Consider the following 19,214-nt stretch of genomic DNA (forward strand, 5'->3'; position numbering starts at 1 on the left):
ATCCTTTATTCTTTCGTGACCGCCTGATCCGAATTTCCGATACATCTGCCATTCTGTTTAATGACCTCTTGATACCACGAGAAGCTTTTCTTCTTCAAACGCTTCAAGTCTTTCAGATCCTGTTCACCGCGGTTTACATAGATCATTCCATAACGTTTCCCATACCCCTGATGTGTGCTTACCACGTCAATAACGGACCAAGGGCAATAACCAATCACATCTACTCCATCTGTTAGAGCCAGTCTGATCTGTTCCAGATGTTTCTCGATAAAATCAATCCGGTACGTATCGTTAATGGTGTTATCTGCCTCAAGTACATCCGGGGCTCCAATACCATTTTCCGTAATTAGAATAGGGAGACCATATCGTTCACATACCTTACGCAATGTCAGCCTTAGGCCAACCGGGTCGATGACCCAGCCATATTTTGTTTTTTCGGTATAAGGATTCTCCGTTGCCCGGTAAACTCCCTGCTCACCAAGCATAATTTGCTGATCCCCTGCACGAGCTGTAACATCCGACGCATCGCCCATACTGGCGGCAATGGTTGCCGTCGAGTAGTAGTTGATTGCTACCAGATCGGGGCGGCCAGACCGGATATCTTCCATGTCACCCTGCTCAATAACCGGCTCGATGCCGCGTTCCTGTAAATAACTCCAGAATAATGGATTATACTGTCCCCACACCGATAAGTCGAGAAAACCCCATCCGCGAATCGTCTCCCAGTTATGAGCAGCGATTGCATCGGCTGGTCTGGAGGTTGCCTGGTACATGGAAGTCATGTTTAATGCAGGACCAATCTTGCCTTGCGGGAGCATATCATGAAATAGTCGCATCGTTCTGCCTTGAGCTACAAACATGTGATGATTTTGCTGATACAGTTCCTTACTGGAAGGCAGACGTCCGCCTTTTGGTGTACCAATAGCACCTGGATGGAGAATCATCGTATTTTGCTCATTAATGGTCAACCAATATTTCACTTTATGCCCGTAATGTTCAAACAAGATACGCCCATACTCGACGAAGGCATCGATCGTCCCCCGGTTGTTCCACCCTCCGGTTTTCTCAAGCTCGTAGGGTAAGTCGAAATGGTACATGGTCACAATGGGTTCAATACCATGGAGCAGCAATTCGTCAATTAATTGGTGATAAAAATCGAGTCCCTTCTCATTAACAGCCCCTGTGCCTGAAGGCAAGATTCGAGTCCATGCAATTGAAAAACGATATGCTTTGAGGCCCAGCTCTGCAAAAAGCTTCACGTCTTCTCTGAATCGGTGATAGTGATCGCTCGCAACCGTGAAATCGGCGGTTCCAGCCGGATGATCACACATATCGATGACGGACAGGCCTTTGCCATCTTTGTTCCAGGCTCCCTCCACTTGATAGGCCGAGGTAGACCCTCCCCACAGAAATTCATTGGGGAATGGTTTGATGTGTTGATATAACATCTCAAGCACTCCTTCATTTTAAATATTGATCATGATATATGACGGGACCATATTACGGTTGTTACGAAAGGTGGATAATGGTCGCTCCAACCTCCACAGAACTCTGTTTCTCCAGCTTAATGTCCGGGAAACGATCCGAATTGGCGATAATGATCGGGGTTATGACTTCATACCCTTCTGCCTTGATGGCATCGATATCAAAGCGGATCAACAAGTCCCCCCGTTGTACGCGATCCCCTACTTTAATGGAAGAGTCAAAATGTCTCCCCTTTAGGTTGACGGTATCCACTCCAATATGAATGAGCACCTCTTCTCCATCATAACCGTTTAATTTGACCGCATGTTTGGAGTCCATGAAAGCCGTAACTTCACCTGCGATCGGTGCATACAGTTCTCCTTTGGCAGGAATAATGGCAGCGCCCTTACCCAGTAATCCCAAAGAGAAGACATCGTCTGGTACACGGTCTAGATGGACTAATTCCCCTTGCATCGGGCTGGCGATTGTAAGTGGGCGTAATTCATTTTGGCGTGGTACATTTGCATTTGTTTTTGCAGCATACTTAGTGTCTGGGGTGTTGTCTTGAACAGGCTGCCCAGAAAGCGTCTTGTCATCGTTAACGTTGGAATTGTCTTCTTCTTCATCGTCCACTGGATCTTCAAAACCAATGATCCATGTCAGAGCAAAGGTAACGATAAAAGCGATCAGACAAGTCACAATGGCATGAACGATGTTCATCGGATTGCTTCCAATGAAGGCAGGTAACGCTGCAAGACCAGGAGAAACGAAGGCATAACGTACTAATCCGGTCAGACCAGCATATATCCCTGCTACACCACCACCAATCATTGCGGCAATTAAGGGTTTCTTCAGTTTCAGCGTTACACCATACAAGGATGGTTCCGTGATGCCCAGTACGGCGGTGAAACCGGATGAAGCAGCGAGCTGTTTCAGTTTTTTGTTTTTTGTTTTTAATGCTACAGCAAGGGTGGCCCCACCTTGAGCAATATTGGACGCGAGCATTCCCGGACCGTTGATCATTTCATATCCATTTTTGGTTAGTTGGCTAGTTGCAATCGGTGTCATCGCCCATGCGGTACCTGTTACGATCAGGAATGGTTGCAAAGTTCCCATTAACAACGGAATCAGCCAACTGGTTCTGGCATTGATCGCTTCTGCACCCATCGCAACCAGATCATTCAGGTACGTTCCGAAAGGCCCAATCGCCACCAATGCAAGTGGTGCTGTAATCAATAGTACAATCATTGGTTTCGTGAAAAATTTGATCATTGAGGGCGATACCCGATCCGCGAAACGTTCAATATAGGACATGAGCCAAACGACGATAATAATCGGCAGTACGGAGCCCGCGTAATCGGTTAGTCGAACTGGCACACCGATGAAAAACACGTCTTTTCCTTCCGCCATCAGGGCGCTCCATCCCGGATGTAATAACACGCCGGCAACTGTCATCGCCAGAATGGGGCTAGTTTCAAATTTAATGGAAGCTCCATAAGCCAGCAGAATTGGCATGAAATAAAAAGCCGCGTCCGCAATGGTATTAAGGATATAGTAGTTTTGGCTTTCCGTCGTTACGAGGCCTGTCAGCACAAGTACGGCTAATATCGCTTTGATCATACCCGCGCCAATGATTGCCGGAATTACCGGAGTAAATGTTGTTGAGATCACGCTGATGAATCTGGAGATCCAGCTCTGTTTTTGCTTTGGTCCGTTATTTTTGCCAGAATCCGATTTGGATTCCGCAATTCGGGTAGCCGAACCCATCTGCTGAGTGATAACTCGATAGACCTGCTGCACCTCATTGCCCACAACGACCTGGTATTGTCCACCATTGTTCACAACGGTAATGACACCTGGAAGTGCTTTGAGTTTTTCTGTCTCCGCTTTGGAGATGTCGTGCAGTTCGAACCGAAGTCGGGTTGCGCAGTGCGTAAGCCGAGCGATGTTATCCTTCTTTCCAACCAATTCCGTAATCTCTTGTCCCAACTTGCGATAATCCATACCTTTGCCTCATTTCTGAATTTGGATATAAAAAAGACCAAAACGATATGCCTTCCCCTACTCACATAAGGAAAATGCAAAATCATTTTGGTCATGCCTGCTTTACCAGTAACAGCCAAACACTGCTAATATTCAATTCGTTATCGATGTAAACGTTTACTGGATCATAATATCACACAATAAATTAGTTAGCAATCACTTTATTCGACATTTTTCTGCAACATATTTACACCCATGTTATATCAGCACATATTGAAAAAAATCCTACATTAGCTACTATAAAAAAAGCGAATTGAATTTACACCACATTAAATCTAAATGACAGGATGGTGCTAAAAGGTGTCGGTCGTTATATCAACAGATGATTTAGAACTTTCTTGTCCTCATTGTAATGGCGAAAAGCAAGTTAATGAGGAGGACCAAATGGTGCCTTGTCCAAAATGTGAAGGTAAGGGCGTAATTCTAACTACATTAGGACAAACATTACTTCACTTCATAAAAAAACATACTTAAAATAAGTAGAAAGAGACCGTAACTATTATAGTGCGGTCTCTTTCTGTCTTTATCCAATTTATAAACGGTGAAAATGTATCCAATGTACAATCAGGACGTGGTACGCTTGCTTTTCCTTGTTGGATTTAATAAAACATAATATCTTTTGGGCAAATTCTGTTGTCTTTTTTACTATCTAGCTGACAAGGCTATGACCAAATTAGCGGCCTTCTATAGGCTTCCACCCATTCCCCTTCTCATTTGCCTACATACAATACATTAGACTAATGAACAGGAGTGATGTGATATGACATTTTTACCTCCTTTTGGACCTGGTGGAGGGTTCGGTGGCCCTGGGGGTCCCGGAGGACCAGGGGGTCCCGGAGGACCAGGAGGACCCGGCGGACCAGGCGGATTTCCTGGTCCGCCATCGTTCCCCGGGGGTGGAGGCGGCGGACCACAAGGCGTGCAGGCACCTACAGGGCCGCCACCATCATTCATTCCACAGCAACCCGCTTCGTTATATGCGGTAGATCCAAGAGCCATATCCGGCTGCCTGTTTCGTTACACATATATTTGGCCGGATCGTGGTCCCGGCTTCTGGATGTACCCGGTATTTGTAGGTAGAAATTCGGTGGCTGGCTTCCGTTGGAATGGCTTCTTCTGGCTATACACCGGCATTGATCTGCAGCGAATCAGCTCGTTTAGCTGTTTCTAGAAGTAAATCCCCCTGTATGCGGATTAATCCACATACAGGGGGATTTAGATTTATGGAATATTTACCTTGTCTAAAGCAACTTAATCAGCTTTTCTAGCTCATCAACCAAACTCTTTGCAAGTTCAAAATTAGTATCTTTTAAAGCCAATTCAATTTTCATTTCAACAGACTTTTTCTTTTGTTCATTTTCTAGATAGTTTTCATTAAAATGACTCGCATAAATCATCTGTCTAAATTCTTCTATACTCATTTTACTAATCGTTTTGTCCTCGATAATTAAAACATAATCCATACCATTTACAACCGAATAGAAATCATGAGAAATCATGATAATCGCACCTTTGTAGTCTTCAATGGCTTTCTCCAATGCGATTTGTGTATAGATGTCCAGATGGCTTGTCGGTTCATCCAGGAGCAATACGTTGGCTTGACTGGCAGAAACTTTAGCCAGTTGAAGCATATTTTTTTCTCCACCAGATAAAGATTCAATCTTTTGATCAAGGATTTCTCCTTCAAAGCCATAGTTTGGAAGATATGATCTAATTTCATCATACGTTTGAAAGCCGGAATCAATGAATTCATTTAGGATGGTATTCGAATCTTTTAACATTTCGCCTTGAACCTGAGATAAATAGGCCACCTTAACATCAGCATTGATTTCAATGGAATCCTGATTGTTTTTAAAGATTTCTCGGAGTAAAGTCGTTTTCCCGGTACCGTTAGGACCGATCAGGGCTACTTTATCTGTTGATTTGATCTCAAAGTTCACATTTTCCAAAAGCAACTCGTCAAAGGAAACGTTATAGTTATTGACGTTAACCACAACGGTATCTTCCATTTCCTTATTGATCCCAAAACGGATATTCGGCTGTTTGATATCGACAAATGGCTCTTTTATTCGACGTGCTTCCAATCTCTCTTGAAACTTGACTCTGGCTTTTAACGCTCTTCCTCTGGAGGCTTCCGAATTATACGTGGCGATCTCTCTAAGATTGTCGATGATGTGATCATATCTCTCAATTTCTTCAGCTTCAGCAACTGCGATTTCTTGCAGTTCGATCTTAGACTGAAGCAGTGAGAAGTTATAATCGATATATCGCCCGTCAAACTCTTGGAGCTCTGTGTTTTCTAGGTGTATGATTTTGTTGAAACAATGGTTCAACAGATATCGGTTGTGCGTAACGACCAGCAACATTCCCTTGTGTGTGTTAATCAATTTTTTAAGCGCGTTCAGGTTTTCAAAGTCTAAAAATACATCAGGTTCGTCCATTATCATGAAGTCTGGACGATTCAGCATTTCCTTCATCACTTGAATAAGTTTGAATTCCCCACCGCTTATAGCGGATATACTAAGCTCTTTGAGCTTCATGAGGTTGGCAAGGTTTAACTGTTTATTGATGTTTTTTTCGAAATTGTCTCCATCCATCGCTTCGAAGGCATCCAAAGCCAATTGAAGCTTTTCCATCAGGGAATCCATATCCGATGTGGTGGCCATCTCCGCATAAATGGCTGTAATTTCATCTTGTATCTTGATGAATTCTTCTGCGATATATTCAAAAACGGTCATTTCTTTTGTTCTGTCTACTTGCAAAAACTGACTCACATACCCGATTCTGCAATCGGGGTCTATCTCTAACTTGCCCTCGAACAAATATCGTTCCGGATCCATCAGGATATCGATCAATGTACTTTTTCCACTTCCGCTTGTTCCGATAAAAGCACAATGTTGTGCCTCTTCAAACGTAAATGAAATGTTTTTATATAGTTCCTTTTGTGGAAATGAGAAGGATAGGTTTTCAACTTTTATCATAGTGTTACCTTTCTTTACAACTAAATTGGTGGCTAATATTAAATATATTGTCGAACACAGACTTTTAGAGTAACACTGTTTACCACCAAGTACAATCGATTTTTAGCACTTACCCTCACTTTGAAACTCTAATACGTTCTATAGAATGATGGCTAGTGGACGGTGGTTTCTTCGTAAAACACTACTGACATACTGTTGTCAGTAGTGTATTTGTATAGTTGGAGTAAGCAATTGTAAAGGAGTAAAAGTAAATGCGAAGTGTTTTTGATCCAAAATGTATTACTTATTATAGGAAGGATGATATCTCGTGAATTTTGCTTCTGTGCGTATCATTACTGATGACGTGGATCGTCTTGTCGAGTTCTATGAGAAAATTACGGGTGTTTCGGCGGAACGCCCTGCACCTGTCTTTGCCGAACTCGTTATGCCATCGTGCACTCTAGCGATCGGCCACTCCCAGACGGTGCAACTGTTTGGCGCTGGTTCCGCTGTGGCGGCCAACAATCGTACTGTCATTATTGAGTTCCACGTCCACGATGTCGATGCCGAATACGAGCGCTTGAAGCCGTTTGTCGATGAGTGGGTAAAGGAACCTACCACAATGCCGTGGGGGAATCGTGCTGTGCTGTTTCGCGATCCTGACGGTAATCTGGTTAATCTCTTCACGCCGGTGACCGAGGAAGCAATCCAACGGTTCAGTGGTAGGCGTTAAGGACAGTTGAAATGAGCTACCATAGGGAGGCATGCTTTCTAACGATCTCAATAAATGCTTCTACTTGGGGAGAGATCCACTTGTTTTTGGGATACAGCAACTGTGTAGCTAGATTTTGTTTGTACTGCTGACCTGAAAGTTTTTCCTCCTTCAGCTCCTTCTCTACCGTAATTCGAGGTAACAAGGATATACCCATACCGCTCAATATCGACTGTTTCACAGCTTCAATACTCCAGAATTCAATATTGGAAGTAATCCCAATCTGATACTCTTCAATGCATTGTTCAAATAATGTGCGATAACCGCAACCTCTTTCGGTAAAAAGTAAATTGCTTCGTACGATGTCGCGTTGTAGCTCAAATGAATTGGGGTACAACAGCATCATGGGCTCCTCAGCCAATTTCTCACTGTACAGATTGGGATCATGCACCTCTGTCCCCAACATGAAGGAAATATCACTTTTACCTTGCATCAAATTCTCTTTATAATGTACGGAATCTAATTGGTGCCACTCGATATTGACATGAGGATGCAATTTTTTGAACTCTTCAATAATAGGTGGAAAACGATAGATCAACAACGTTTCCCCAATACTGATCACGATATTACCTGTTAATTCCCCTTGTGCAGCAGTCACTTCCTTAATCATATGATACAGCTCAAGCATTTTCTGTGCATGTGGCAACAATTTTTTTCCGGTCTCCGTTAAAATAACCCGCTTACCAATCCGATCAAATAAAGGGTAGTTAATCTCCTCTTCCAACGCCTTAATATGCAATGTAATTGTAGATTGCGCGTATCCTAGATGCTCAGCAGCTTTGGTAAATCCCTCGTGTTCCACAATTGTAATAAATGTGACCAAATGACGTATTTCCATCATTGGCTCCCTTCTTTTTAACTTCATTAAAACTGATCGTTTACATATAAACTATCAATTTCACTAATGGAAAGCAATCGTTTATATTCAATGTAGCTCATTAAGAGCCCATTTCATTTTTAATCTCAATTGTTTATGGAAGGGAGTAATCACTATGCAAACAGTAGCAACGTCATCCATCTTGATTAATGGATATCGAATTGCTTATGAGCAATACGGAGAAGGCTCTCCTATATGGCTCCTTCATGGAACACCGTCTTATAGCTATGAATGGAGAAAAGTAATACCCTCTCTGGTTCAAAAAGGATATAAAGTCTATGTTCATGACCTTCTGGGATATGGAGCATCCGAAAGACCACTCGAAGCAGATACTTCTGTGGCAGCACAATATACGCTGTTTAGTCAGCTTTTAGACGTACTCGGAATGGATCGGTTACATGTCGCAGCCCACGATCTAGGTGGAATTGTTGGAGTCCAACTAGCCTTGGAACAGCCTGAGCGTGTACAATCGCTTACGTTACTCAACATGCCCAGCTATGATTCGTGGCCCTCACCAACCTGGAAGAAAATTATTGAAGAACAGCTTGAACAGGTTGAACAAATGCCCCGTGCAGATTTTGATATCATGCTAAAGAAACAATTACCCATGGCAGTGTATAATAAAGAGCTTATGACTGGCGATACACTTGATGCGTATCTGGAACCCCATGCAGGTTCATTGGGCAAAGCCTCTTTTTTCTCCCATCAGGTAGCTCACTATAATGCAAAATATACTGAATCCTATGGAACAGATTTACCCAAGCTGAAAGTTCCCGTTCAAATTTTATGGGGGGAAGAAGACGAATGGCAGCCCCTTATGTACGCAAAGAGGCTTGTCCAGGATATTCCCCATGCCTGCCTACATGTCATTCCCAAAGCTGGTCATTTCGTAATGGAAGATGAGCCGGGGCAATGTTCTGATTATATCGACCGTTTCTGCAATAAACATCCGTGAGTAGGTTTGTATATTGAACAGAATCTCTAAGAGAAAAATTAAGCGCTCCACTGGCATAAAGCTGGTGGAGCCTTTTTTTGGTTAATGGCAAGGTGTCCTTGCATACTGTTAGTTTATAATCTACGTATATGTATATACAAATTTAGTGTTAGTCTTCATTTCCCCCTTCAATATTACGATAAATAGTATGGGGTTATACGAATAACCATATTTACTTTATTACATCCAAGGGGGAACCGAACGTGAGACAGACTCGCAAAAAAAAGATGGATTTAAGGTTCAAACTGTATTTGATTATTCTGGTTCCGCTACTGGCCATGGGCGGTCTAATCATATGGGCCACCATCGACTCCAGTGAAAATGCATCATTAATGACCATGCAGCATAACAATCAGCAGCTGGCTGTGAATACCGCCTCTCAACTAGGTCAGGAGTCGGAATTAATTAAGACATTATCTTCTACTGCTTCAGAGGAGAGCAACGAATATAAAAGTCTTAGGGACGAACTCGTTAAAGTTAGGCTTCAATCGGGAGCCTTGTATGTTTATATGTATAACAAAACTTCGGACGGGTGGATCTACACCGTGGATGGAGCGGATTGGAATGATACAGAGTACAGTCCTTACGGCACTGCAATGGAATTCAATCCCCAGATTCAGGAACGCTTGTTACGCGGTGAAGTCGTCACAACAGGCATTGTAGATGATCCAACCTGGGGACAGCTATTGTCCTCCTTTACACCAATCAAGGATTCGCAAGGTACTGTCATTGGATATCTGGGCATTGATATTTCTGCTGAAGCAGTGAGTCAAGTCTCCGCGACATCTGTGAATAATGCTTATCGGACCATAATCCCGATTTTTGTGGTTGTACTGATTCTTTCTTTGGTCATGATGTTATTCGTAGTACGAGGTATTCTTAGACAAGTACGCGATATTAAGTCAAGTCTCGAGCAGGTTGCTGATGGGAATCTTACAGTCGTATCCACACATATGTCCAATGATCAACTCGGTGACATTAGTGATTTGATTAACATCATGGTTGCCCAATTGACGAACATTCTGATGGGAATACAGCAAGGATCAAATACGTTACAGCAGTCATCAAAAGATATTTCGGAAACCGCTCAGACAAACCAACGTCAGAGCGAAGAACTTTCCAGAGCAATTGAGGAGATTGCCATAGGTTCAATGAAACAGGCTGAAGAGACAGAACACTCCGTCCAGCATTCAGATAATCTCGGCAAAATAATGGATGAAGTAGGTTCATATGTGAAACAGTTTACTTATACTTCAGAGCAGCTATCTTCTGTTCAAGTACAAGTTACACGTGAACATGAGGTTCTGCTTGAGAAGGGCCGAGAGAATGCCAAGCGTGTTGAGCATCAACAGGATATTTCCAGGTCTCTGACGACTCAATCCGAACTCGCTTCCTCTATTAGCGGTCAGATTCACAACATTTTAAAACAAACTCAAATACTATCCCTGAATGCTTCAATTGAAGCAGCCCGGGCTGGAGAAGCGGGTAAAGGCTTTGCAGTCGTTGCTGGGGAAATGGGACAGCTCGCTCAACAATCCGAACGTTCGATCCAGGAGATTGATGAGATCCTGGGTTCATTTGTTCAAGAGATACATCGGATGGGCAGTCATTTTGATGCGAATATGGTAGCTGTTAAGGAACAGGAGAAACAAATCGCTGATTGTCTCCAGGCATTTGGACAGGTTAGCCGCTTATCGACCGAAGTGCATGAGTTGGCTCAGAGTTTGGACAGCCGGACGATGGATATGCACTCTATTCGTCAGGAGTTGGAACAGAATCTCAGTTATATTGCTTCCGCAACCGAGGAAACTTCAGCCATGGCCGAAGAAGTCACGGCTAGTGCTGTGGAGCAGCAGCGATCGGCAAGCGAACTGTCGAACATCTCCGGGGAACTCGCTGGTCTTGCAGGCAACCTCAAATCATATTCCGATCAATTTCAGATCGAAGTCACTAAATAATTTCCCAATCTCATTAAGGGTGTTGTTAGATGACAATTTAGAATCGCCGCCGGAAACGTAACTTTCTTGGAGCGTTAATTTTTCGGAGGACTCAGGGTTCTGATCAGCACATAGAATGACCGTGTTCTTGTCCTATGTCACGTTGACTTATTAACGATTCCTCATTTATAATTCGGACATTAAGTAGCCTGACAGACATGGATTACCATGGATGCTTGGGATATCGATCTGTAAACAAACTCAAACTCAACAGTGAAAGATGTGAATGCATTATGGTTAAAGAGAAATTATACTACGGTAAAGATATCGAGGTTATGTTTAATTCGGAAGTCTGCATTCATTCCGGTATTTGCGTAAAGGGCCTCCCTGCTGTTTTTGATTTAAGCAAGCGTCCTTGGGTTGATCCTGATGGTGACACTTCGGAGGCCATTGCCCGGCATATTGACACATGTCCAAGCGGAGCATTGACGTATAAGCTTCTGGACGGTGAATATTCAACAAAGAAAGAGGATGAACATGCATAACGTAGAACATGAACCTGCCAATAAAAGATTCCTTATTCAAGATAACGGTGACATTGCTGCGGTGATGACCTATGTAATCTCGAGTCCAGAGCTATACATCATTGATCACACTTTGGTGGAAAATGCTTACCGAGGACAAGGGCTTGGCGATGAACTTATCAAAGCGATGGTGGAATACGCGCGGGAAAACGGTATTAAGATTTTACCTCTATGTCCGTTTGCCAAGGGACGTTTCGAACGTATTTCCGAATACGCGGATGTTCTCCATCAATAAAACGAATATTCGCAGTTGATTTTCATGGGATTACACAACAATAAAAGGCGCCTATATCATTCAAACCATGATATAGGCGCCTTTTTACGTATCCTACTTAAACTTTAATGCTTAATCCAACAATAGTTTCAAACGGTCGCAACACCAGTGGCAGCAAGCCATTCTCATAGTTGGTAAGCCAGATCTCTGAGAAGTTGAGGCCAAGCTCATCTTCCTCAAGCTCCACCATGTGTTCAGAAAGATTGATTACTACCAGCACCTGTTGATCTGCCAGTGTACGTGTATATGCATATACACTCGGATGATCCGGCATATGAAGCTCATAAATACCATAAGTCAACGTATCGTGCTCTTTTCGCAGCTGAATCATTTGTTTATAAAAGTGAAGGATGGAACCTGGTTCCTGGAGTTGTTTCTCTACATTAATATGGACGTAATTGTCATTCACTTTTAGCCATGGCGTACCGCTGGTAAACCCGGCCTCTTTGGCCGAAGACCATTGCATCGGCGTTCTGGAATTATCGCGACTCGAAGCCCAGATGATGTTCATGATCTCCTCATGCGACATCCCCTCATCGCGTTTGATCTGATATAAATTCCGATCGGCTATGTCGTTATAATCCTCTATCGAAGGGAAAGCCACGTTTGTCATGCCTATCTCTTGCCCCTGATATATGAAAGGGGTTCCTTGCATGAAAAAGTACATGGCTCCAAGTGCTGTGGCACTTTCATACCAATACTCCGTATCATTTCCCCAAGATGAAACTTTGCGAGGCTGATCGTGATTTTCAATAAATAAAGCATTCCAGCCGACGTCTTCCAGTGATTTTTGCCACTTGGTCAAGACGTTTTTCAGTTTGGGAACATCCAGTTGCCTGTCTGTACTGTTTTTCCAAAGGTCCAGGTGTTCGAATTGAAAGACCATATTAAATTTCCCTCTGACTTCACAGATCCAATCCAGCAGATCTTCTTGGTCCTCTACCTTAACTCCATTTGCTTCCCCAACAGTCACGACGTCATATCTGGATAATGTGTTCTCTTTCATTTCTTGCAGATAACTCTGGATTCCCTTCACATTCATATGCTTTTCAAAAGAAGAGATGTATTTGACGCCTTCTCGGATTGGCATATCCAAGAGGCCCTCTTCTTTGTGAATATGGCTGATTGCATCCACACGGAAACCATCAATCCCTTTATCCAGCCACCAATTCATCATTTCATATATGGATTTCCGAACTTCCTGATTTGCCCAATTCAAGTCTGGTTGTTTCTTGGAGAACAGATGGAGATAGTACTGTCCGGAAGCTTCATCATATTCCCATGCAGAAGCGCCAAAGATGCTCTCCCAGTTATTTGGTTCGTCTCCATTCTTCCCATCTCTCCAGATGTACCAATCTCGTTTGGGATTATCCAGCGAAGCTCTGGATTCAATAAACCACGGGTGTTCGTCACTTGTATGATTGATCACCAAGTCCATGATGAGTTTCATGCCGCGGTGATGCACTTCATGCAGTAATTGATCAAAGTCCGCCATCGTGCCGAATTCATCCATAATGGAACAGTAATCACTGATGTCATAACCATTATCGTCGTTAGGTGACTTATACATCGGACAGATCCATATCAGATCAATACCGAGATCTTGAATATAATCCAGTTTAGATATGATCCCCTTGATGTCACCAACCCCATCTCCGTTGGAATCCATAAAACTTCTCGGATAGATTTGATAAGCTACTGCTTCTTTCCACCATACTCTTTTCATTGAATACAATCCTTCTTTCTCGACCACTTTATAAACCGCACGAATCAATCACACAGGCCACTACGAGAACAGTACCATCTTCCGATCGCTGTTATCCCCAGATTTTTTGATTCCCCTTTTTCAAGGGAAAAATCCGGTGATAAAGGCGAGCGCTTCGCTTCTCCAGATTGGTTCTGCCTCTCCGTTAACGTGTGTCTGTTTTTCGCGGATTATATAGACTTTATTTATAGTATTATGTTTCTAAGCCTTGATAAGGTACATTCTTGCTTCATATGGACGTAATTCGCTCTCCGAGAGTTCACCTGTATAGTTAGCTATCAAAAGCTGATAGGACCCTGTTAATTGCTCCTGAAGCGGAAGTTCAGTCGTATATCCTTGGAAATTGCATACCACAAGAATTGTCGTACCATTTAACGTTCGGGTATATGCAAACACGTCTGGGTTCTCTGGAAAGATGAGCTCATAATCACCATATACAATGACTTCATGATCTTTTCTGAGTTGGATTAACTTCCGGTAATAATGGAATATGGATTCAGGGTTATTCAAACTTTCCTCGGCATGGATCTGCTTATAATTTGGATTCACCTTAATCCAAGGTTCCCCTTGTGTAAAACCCGAGTTATCGGAAGTATCCCATTGCATAGGTGTGCGTGCATTATCACGTCCCTTGGCGTAGATCGACTCCATCACACTTTGTTCAGGATAACCTTTCCCCATTCTTTCCTTATAAAAGTTGAGCAATTCAATATCCCGATAATCCTCGATCGCATATTGAACATTCGTCATACCCAATTCTTCACCCTGATATATGTAAGGCGTACCTTGCATGCCATGAAGAAGGGTAGCCAACATTTTAGCCGATTCAACTCTGAATTCTCCATCATTTCCCCAACGAGATACGATACGTGGCAAGTCATGGTTGTTCCAGAATAGACTGTTCCAGGCATCACCCTTGAGCTCCGTCTGCCACTTGGACAGCACTTTTTTTAATGCCATCACATCCAAAGGTTTAAGATCCCACTTTCCTTTGCCTTCTTGTTCATCCAAGCTGATGTGTTCAAATTGGAAGACCATTGAAAACTCACTGCCGTCTGGATTGCTGTACAGTTTGGCGATTTCCGGAGTGGCGCCCCATGTTTCTCCAACGGTTAGCAGGTCTTCCGCTTTTTGAAACGTCTCCTTGCTCAGTTCCCTGATATATTTATGCAAATTAGGTCCGTTTCCCGTAATCTTCAAATCCGGTTCTTTACCGATTAAGTCGATCACGTCAAGGCGAAAACCACCCACACCCTTGTCGATCCACCAATTAATCATGTTATATATCTCCTGCCGGACTTTGGGGTTTTCCCAGTTGAGATCGGGCTGTTTTACGGAAAATAGATGCAAATAATATTGCCCGATCTCAGGCACCCATTCCCAGGCTGAACCACCAAAGGTGGAACCCAAGTCGTTCGGAGGTGTTCCTTCCACGCCATCTCTCCAGACGTAGTAGTCATGGTACGGATTGTCTTTGCCTTTTTTGGCTTCTAGAAACCAGGGGTGTTCATCCGAAGTGTGGTTCAACACCAAATCCATGATGATTCGAATGTCTCGTTTCTTGGCTTCCAGAATTAACTGTTCCATATCTTCCAAAGACCCAAACATCGGATCGATGTCCTGATAATCTGAGATATCATATCCGTAATCATCTTGAGGAGACTTGCAGACAGGTGATAACCAGATCGCACCGATGCCGAGTTGCTGCAAATAATCCAATCGGGATACAATGCCCTCCAAGTCGCCAATTCCATCACCATTACGATCTTGAAAGCTGCGTGGATATATCTGATATACAACGGTTTCTTTCCACCATTTTTTATTTTCCATGTTCCATTCAACCTCTCTAAGGTTATTCTTTGACCGATCCTACGACAATACCAGTCACAAAGTATTTTTGAAGCAAGGGATAAATCAGCAATAGCGGGATAACAGCAACTACGATTTTGGCTGCATTCAGGTTTTTGTTCGATATTTCAGTCAGGTTACTGAGTTCGCTGGAATTGGTGCCAGCTTGAAGCAAATCAGCAATATTCACGTTAAGGGATTGAATATAGGTCATTAGCGGATAATTACTCACTTTGGTCATATAGATCAACCCGCCGAAAAAGTCATTCCACGTACCCACGATACTGAATAAGGCGACTGTCGCCAGTGCAGGAATGGATACGGGAACATACACTTTGAACAAGACCTGGAGCGGATTGGCCCCATCGATGAATGCTGCTTCTTCAAGCGCTTTAGGTACAGCGGAGAAGAAATTCATCACGAGAATGACACTGAATATCGGGACAGCGCCTGGCAAAACAAGTGCCCAGATCGTATTCAGCATATCCAGGTTTTTGATCAGCAGGTAACTGGGAATCATGCCTCCACTGAACAACATGGCAAAAATCATGATATTCATATAAATGTTTCTGCCTTTAAAATCTCTTTTTGATTTGGATAGCGGATAAGCCATTAAAATAATCAGAATCATGTTAAGCACAAGAGCTAGCGCAACACGTAGAACGGATATACCAAAGGAGCGCCAGAACTGTGCATCTTCGATAATTTTGGTATACGCTGCTGTTGTGAAATTAACTGGAACGAGACCTACAGCATTCGCGGATACTGCCTCGCTGCTACTGAATGAAATGGCGACGATATTCCATAACGGAAGAAGGCAGACCAATGCCAGCATGATGACGATGGCATAGATGGCAAACCGGCCAATTCGATCTTTTAAGTTTGCAGAATAGGACACAGGTTTGGCCTCCTTAGAATATTTTTCGGTCCGTATATTTTTTGGCCAACTGGTTGGCAGACATGAGCAAAACAATACCGATGACGGACTTGAACAAACCAACAGCTGTACCGAAGCTATACTGTCGCCCAACGAGACCGATCCGATAGACATAGGTATCCAGAATGTCGCCCGACTCATAGACAACCGGGTTATACAGATTATAGACTTGATCGAAACCGGCGCTCAAAATGTTGGTCAAGCTCATTACGCCCATGAGCAGAATAATAGGCAGCATGCCTGGCAATGTAATATGCCACACTTTTCTCCACCAACTTGCTCCATCCATTCCTGCTGCTTCATACAACCCAGGATCAATCGACGTAATGGCAGCCAGATAGACGATAGAACTGTAACCAAACTCTTTCCATACGTCTGTACCAATAATCAGTGGCTGGAACCATGTGTTGCTGCCAAGGAAATTAATATTTTCGAGGCCAAAGAACGCCATCATTTGATTCACAATGCCATCCAAACTGAACATGTTGACAACGACGGATGCCAGTACAACCCAGGATAGAAAGTGTGGCAGATAAACAATCGTCTGCACGGATTTTTTAACGTATTTGATACGAATTTCATTTAATAAAACAGAAAAAATGATGGCCATCATCGTTCCGAGCAGAATCTTGCCAATCGCAATCACCAACGTATTGCTGACGACCTGCGCGATATCCGGAAGCTTGAACATATACATAAAATGCTTCAGGCCTACAAATTCGGAGCCAAACATGCCCTTGGCCGGTATATAGTCCTGAAACGCCGTAATGATGCCGACCATAGGAACATAGCTGAATACAAGCAAAAACAAAATGCCCGGAAGCATCATCATATGGTACATGGCACCTGGGCCGAGCCGCCCTCGCGCTTTCCAATTCCCCTGTTTCATGGATGAACCCCTTTTCTGAAGAAAGGCTGCGTATCGCAGCCCTGCTACTGTTCATGGATGTTTATTTTTTCGATGCGATCTCGTCTTCAATTTCCTGAATGACTTGATCACCACCTTGTTTCTTCCAATTGCTGACGAATGTATCGAAGTAATCGAGCGGTTCTGAACCCGTTACGATTTTGATAAACGACTCCTGCTCCAACTTTGTCAGATTGGCCCACGTCTGTTTCATGCTTGGTGTAGTGCCAGAGAAAGCAGGTGTCATCCATACAAATTTGTTTTCTTGTGTCAGTTTGTCGATTAGTCCCACTCCGTTGATCCGTGAATGATATTTTGACCAAGCAGTCACATCATCCGTATCCATGTCGCTCAAATAGGTTTTGATGCTTCCGATATTGTTCTTCGATTCGGTTGTGCGAACCTCATCCAGGCTGATCTCTCCTTTAATCCCGCGAACAACGTCAGAGTAATCATCCAGTAGCGATGTAGCCGAATTGACTTCGATATTGAACGGTCTCGTTGAACCGTCTACCCCGGTCTCCTGATACTTGGCAGCTTCCGGCATGGTTGTTGCGGCATTTTTATCATTGGCCAGTTTATCGTAGAACAGGTTTACAATTTTAACGGCCAGTTCAGGGTGCTCATAACCTTTTCTCACCACGATAAACTGATTGGATGGATTGGCATGCGCCACGTTGACCTTGCCGTTTGCATCCTCCAGCGTATAAGCCGAAAATTTCGCATTTTTATCCATCTGTTTTGCACTGATCAGTCCCCAGTCAGGGATATGCCACGGTCCAAAGGCGATACCGCTTTGGCCATTGGCGTAGAGTGCAGTAATATCATCAAACGTGCGGGTTCCAAATTGCGGGTCAATGATGCCATTCTTGAACCAATCCGCCATGGTGCCCAGCATTTTCTTCGTTTCTTCTGTCGTGGAACCATACACGATTTTGCCATCTTCACCATTCATCCAATATTGCGGGAAGGCTCCCTCGGTTGAGGCCACACCCAGCATCGTATAAGCAGAGCCATTATAATCTGTTGTATTCATCGTGTTCACAAATGGAATACCTACCGGGTTCCCGGATTGGCCAGGATCTCTTTTCAGGAATTCCAGCGCTGTTTTCTCCACTTCATCCAGTGAAAGGGCACCGTCTCCGTCTGCATCCAGTTGAATCCCCAGCAGATCCAGCCAATCTTGACGAACCCAAACCATCGTTGGTGCGGAATCCAGGGAAGTCGCCGGAAGTCCCATCAAACGTCCATCAATCGTTGCATTGTCTAATGCTCGGCCGTCGTAGGAATCGTACATTTGCTTGATATTATCCGTGGCATATTGATCATAAATGGCGGTCAGATCCTCAATCAGATCGTTATCCACCAGTTCTTTCAGTTCATCTTTGGAATCAACACGCATCATGTCAGGCAATTCCCCGGATGCGATGGCAAGCGATACTTGACGACTATAATCTTCACCATTGGCTTCAAATTGATCTGTAATCTGAGCGTTAAACGTGTCTTTGACCAGCCGAGTATATGCGTTGTTCTCATAGGTATCACCAGCCGGCAGTTTTGGATTGGCTGTGGTTACCCGTCCCATGGTTACGGTAATTTCGTCTTTATAGGCACTGAACGGATCTCCAGGCGTTACCTCATATTTGCCTGCTTCCTCTGCAGTAGGAGGATTGGAAGTGCCTCCACATGCCGCTAGGGCTGCAACCATCAAGGCGGACATGGACAGCACGGCCAGACGCTTTGTCACCCGTTTGCTTTTCATAGACCATTTTGTTCTCATCTAGTTCGATTCCCCTTTATTCTGATGTTCAACATATTTGTTTACGCTTTCATTATAAATTGAAGTGAAGGC

The 19,214-nt window shown here is 43.6% G+C and carries 16 protein-coding genes; 7 read left to right on the top strand and 9 right to left on the bottom strand.

Annotated elements, in window-relative coordinates:
- Positions 1-5: 5 nt before the first annotated feature.
- Together MHI01_RS02590 and MHI01_RS02595 are read right to left on the bottom strand one after the other, a co-directional pair.
- Positions 6-1,448 carry a glycoside hydrolase family 1 protein gene (locus MHI01_RS02590; protein ID WP_340982449.1) on the bottom strand — a complete coding sequence of 481 codons (1,443 nt, stop codon included), beginning with the start codon at positions 1,446-1,448 and terminating at the stop codon, positions 6-8.
- 61 nt (positions 1,449-1,509) lie between these two features.
- Positions 1,510-3,468 (bottom strand): beta-glucoside-specific PTS transporter subunit IIABC, encoded by a 1,959-nt coding sequence (locus tag MHI01_RS02595; RefSeq protein WP_340982450.1) that lies wholly within the window; start codon positions 3,466-3,468, stop codon positions 1,510-1,512.
- Positions 3,469-3,807: 339 nt separating this feature from the next.
- On the opposite strand from MHI01_RS02595, the gene MHI01_RS02600 reads away from it, so the two are divergent.
- Positions 3,808-3,981: a tryptophan RNA-binding attenuation protein gene (locus MHI01_RS02600; protein ID WP_076253183.1), complete on the top strand. Its 174-nt coding sequence runs from the start codon at positions 3,808-3,810 to the stop codon at positions 3,979-3,981.
- A gap of 286 nt (positions 3,982-4,267) precedes the next feature.
- A complete protein-coding gene (locus tag MHI01_RS02605; RefSeq protein WP_165980178.1) occupies positions 4,268-4,678 on the top strand; it encodes a collagen-like protein in 411 nt (136 codons plus the stop codon).
- Positions 4,679-4,748: 70 nt separating this feature from the next.
- On the opposite strand, the gene MHI01_RS02610 is transcribed toward MHI01_RS02605, so the two are convergent.
- Positions 4,749-6,488 (bottom strand): ABC-F family ATP-binding cassette domain-containing protein, encoded by a 1,740-nt coding sequence (locus MHI01_RS02610; RefSeq protein WP_340982451.1) that lies wholly within the window; start codon positions 6,486-6,488, stop codon positions 4,749-4,751.
- A 307-nt stretch (positions 6,489-6,795) separates the two neighbouring features.
- Here MHI01_RS02610 and MHI01_RS02615 point away from each other — a divergent pair, with 307 nt between their 5' ends.
- Positions 6,796-7,200, top strand: coding sequence for a VOC family protein (locus MHI01_RS02615; protein ID WP_339193453.1), 405 nt, complete (start codon positions 6,796-6,798; stop codon positions 7,198-7,200).
- Positions 7,201-7,216: 16 nt separating this feature from the next.
- Here MHI01_RS02615 and MHI01_RS02620 read toward each other — a convergent pair whose 3' ends face one another.
- Positions 7,217-8,077, bottom strand: a complete 861-nt coding sequence (locus tag MHI01_RS02620) for a LysR family transcriptional regulator (protein WP_076210882.1) — start codon at positions 8,075-8,077, stop codon at positions 7,217-7,219.
- A 181-nt stretch (positions 8,078-8,258) separates the two neighbouring features.
- Here MHI01_RS02620 and MHI01_RS02625 point away from each other — a divergent pair, with 181 nt between their 5' ends.
- The 4 genes from MHI01_RS02625 (at position 8,259) to MHI01_RS02640 (ending at position 11,866) form a co-directional block, all read left to right on the top strand.
- Positions 8,259-9,071 carry an alpha/beta fold hydrolase gene (locus MHI01_RS02625; RefSeq protein WP_340982452.1) on the top strand — a complete coding sequence of 271 codons (813 nt, stop codon included), beginning with the start codon at positions 8,259-8,261 and terminating at the stop codon, positions 9,069-9,071.
- Between the two features lie 242 nt (positions 9,072-9,313).
- Complete coding sequence (locus MHI01_RS02630) at positions 9,314-11,068, top strand: methyl-accepting chemotaxis protein (protein WP_340982453.1); 1,755 nt, start codon at positions 9,314-9,316, stop codon at positions 11,066-11,068.
- A gap of 272 nt (positions 11,069-11,340) precedes the next feature.
- Positions 11,341-11,592, top strand: a complete 252-nt coding sequence (locus MHI01_RS02635; RefSeq protein WP_340982454.1) for a (4Fe-4S)-binding protein — start codon at positions 11,341-11,343, stop codon at positions 11,590-11,592.
- The gene (locus tag MHI01_RS02640) at positions 11,585-11,866 is read left to right on the top strand and encodes a GNAT family N-acetyltransferase (protein ID WP_036615433.1); all 282 of its coding nucleotides are present in this window, start codon (positions 11,585-11,587) and stop codon (positions 11,864-11,866) included. The genes MHI01_RS02635 and MHI01_RS02640 overlap by 8 nt, the downstream gene beginning before the upstream one ends.
- Before the next feature lie 97 nt (positions 11,867-11,963).
- Here MHI01_RS02640 and MHI01_RS02645 read toward each other — a convergent pair whose 3' ends face one another.
- The 5 genes from MHI01_RS02645 to MHI01_RS02665 all read right to left on the bottom strand — a co-directional run bounded on the left by MHI01_RS02645 (position 11,964) and on the right by MHI01_RS02665 (position 19,142).
- A complete protein-coding gene (locus tag MHI01_RS02645) occupies positions 11,964-13,631 on the bottom strand; it encodes a glycoside hydrolase family 13 protein (RefSeq protein ID WP_340982455.1) in 1,668 nt (555 codons plus the stop codon).
- Positions 13,632-13,871: 240 nt separating this feature from the next.
- Positions 13,872-15,500, bottom strand: coding sequence for a glycoside hydrolase family 13 protein (locus MHI01_RS02650; RefSeq protein WP_340982456.1), 1,629 nt, complete (start codon positions 15,498-15,500; stop codon positions 13,872-13,874).
- Between the two features lie 22 nt (positions 15,501-15,522).
- Positions 15,523-16,416 (bottom strand): carbohydrate ABC transporter permease, encoded by an 894-nt coding sequence (locus MHI01_RS02655; RefSeq protein WP_100527586.1) that lies wholly within the window; start codon positions 16,414-16,416, stop codon positions 15,523-15,525.
- A gap of 13 nt (positions 16,417-16,429) precedes the next feature.
- Positions 16,430-17,344: an ABC transporter permease gene (locus tag MHI01_RS02660; protein WP_253508706.1), complete on the bottom strand. Its 915-nt coding sequence runs from the start codon at positions 17,342-17,344 to the stop codon at positions 16,430-16,432.
- Positions 17,345-17,405: 61 nt separating this feature from the next.
- Complete coding sequence (locus tag MHI01_RS02665; protein WP_339282607.1) at positions 17,406-19,142, bottom strand: sugar ABC transporter substrate-binding protein; 1,737 nt, start codon at positions 19,140-19,142, stop codon at positions 17,406-17,408.
- Positions 19,143-19,214 lie beyond the last annotated feature (72 nt).

The organism is Paenibacillus sp. FSL M7-0656 (genome assembly GCF_038003225.1).
GTDB lineage: Bacteria > Bacillota > Bacilli > Paenibacillales > Paenibacillaceae > Paenibacillus > Paenibacillus amylolyticus.

What these genes read in the sequence shown, in the direction of transcription:
- MHI01_RS02620 (WP_076210882.1), bottom strand. Translation starts at nt 8,077, where the DNA reads ATGGAAATACGTCATTTGGTCACATTTATTACAATTGTGGAACACGAG.
- MHI01_RS02665 (WP_339282607.1), bottom strand. Translation starts at nt 19,142, where the DNA reads ATGAGAACAAAATGGTCTATGAAAAGCAAACGGGTGACAAAGCGTCTG.
- MHI01_RS02650 (WP_340982456.1), bottom strand. Translation starts at nt 15,500, where the DNA reads ATGGAAAATAAAAAATGGTGGAAAGAAACCGTTGTATATCAGATATAT.
- MHI01_RS02645 (WP_340982455.1), bottom strand. Translation starts at nt 13,631, where the DNA reads ATGAAAAGAGTATGGTGGAAAGAAGCAGTAGCTTATCAAATCTATCCG.
- MHI01_RS02595 (WP_340982450.1), bottom strand. Translation starts at nt 3,468, where the DNA reads ATGGATTATCGCAAGTTGGGACAAGAGATTACGGAATTGGTTGGAAAG.
- MHI01_RS02605 (WP_165980178.1), top strand. Translation starts at nt 4,268, where the DNA reads ATGACATTTTTACCTCCTTTTGGACCTGGTGGAGGGTTCGGTGGCCCT.
- MHI01_RS02640 (WP_036615433.1), top strand. Translation starts at nt 11,585, where the DNA reads ATGCATAACGTAGAACATGAACCTGCCAATAAAAGATTCCTTATTCAA.
- MHI01_RS02660 (WP_253508706.1), bottom strand. Translation starts at nt 17,344, where the DNA reads ATGAAACAGGGGAATTGGAAAGCGCGAGGGCGGCTCGGCCCAGGTGCC.
- MHI01_RS02590 (WP_340982449.1), bottom strand. Translation starts at nt 1,448, where the DNA reads ATGTTATATCAACACATCAAACCATTCCCCAATGAATTTCTGTGGGGA.
- MHI01_RS02610 (WP_340982451.1), bottom strand. Translation starts at nt 6,488, where the DNA reads ATGATAAAAGTTGAAAACCTATCCTTCTCATTTCCACAAAAGGAACTA.
- MHI01_RS02635 (WP_340982454.1), top strand. Translation starts at nt 11,341, where the DNA reads ATGGTTAAAGAGAAATTATACTACGGTAAAGATATCGAGGTTATGTTT.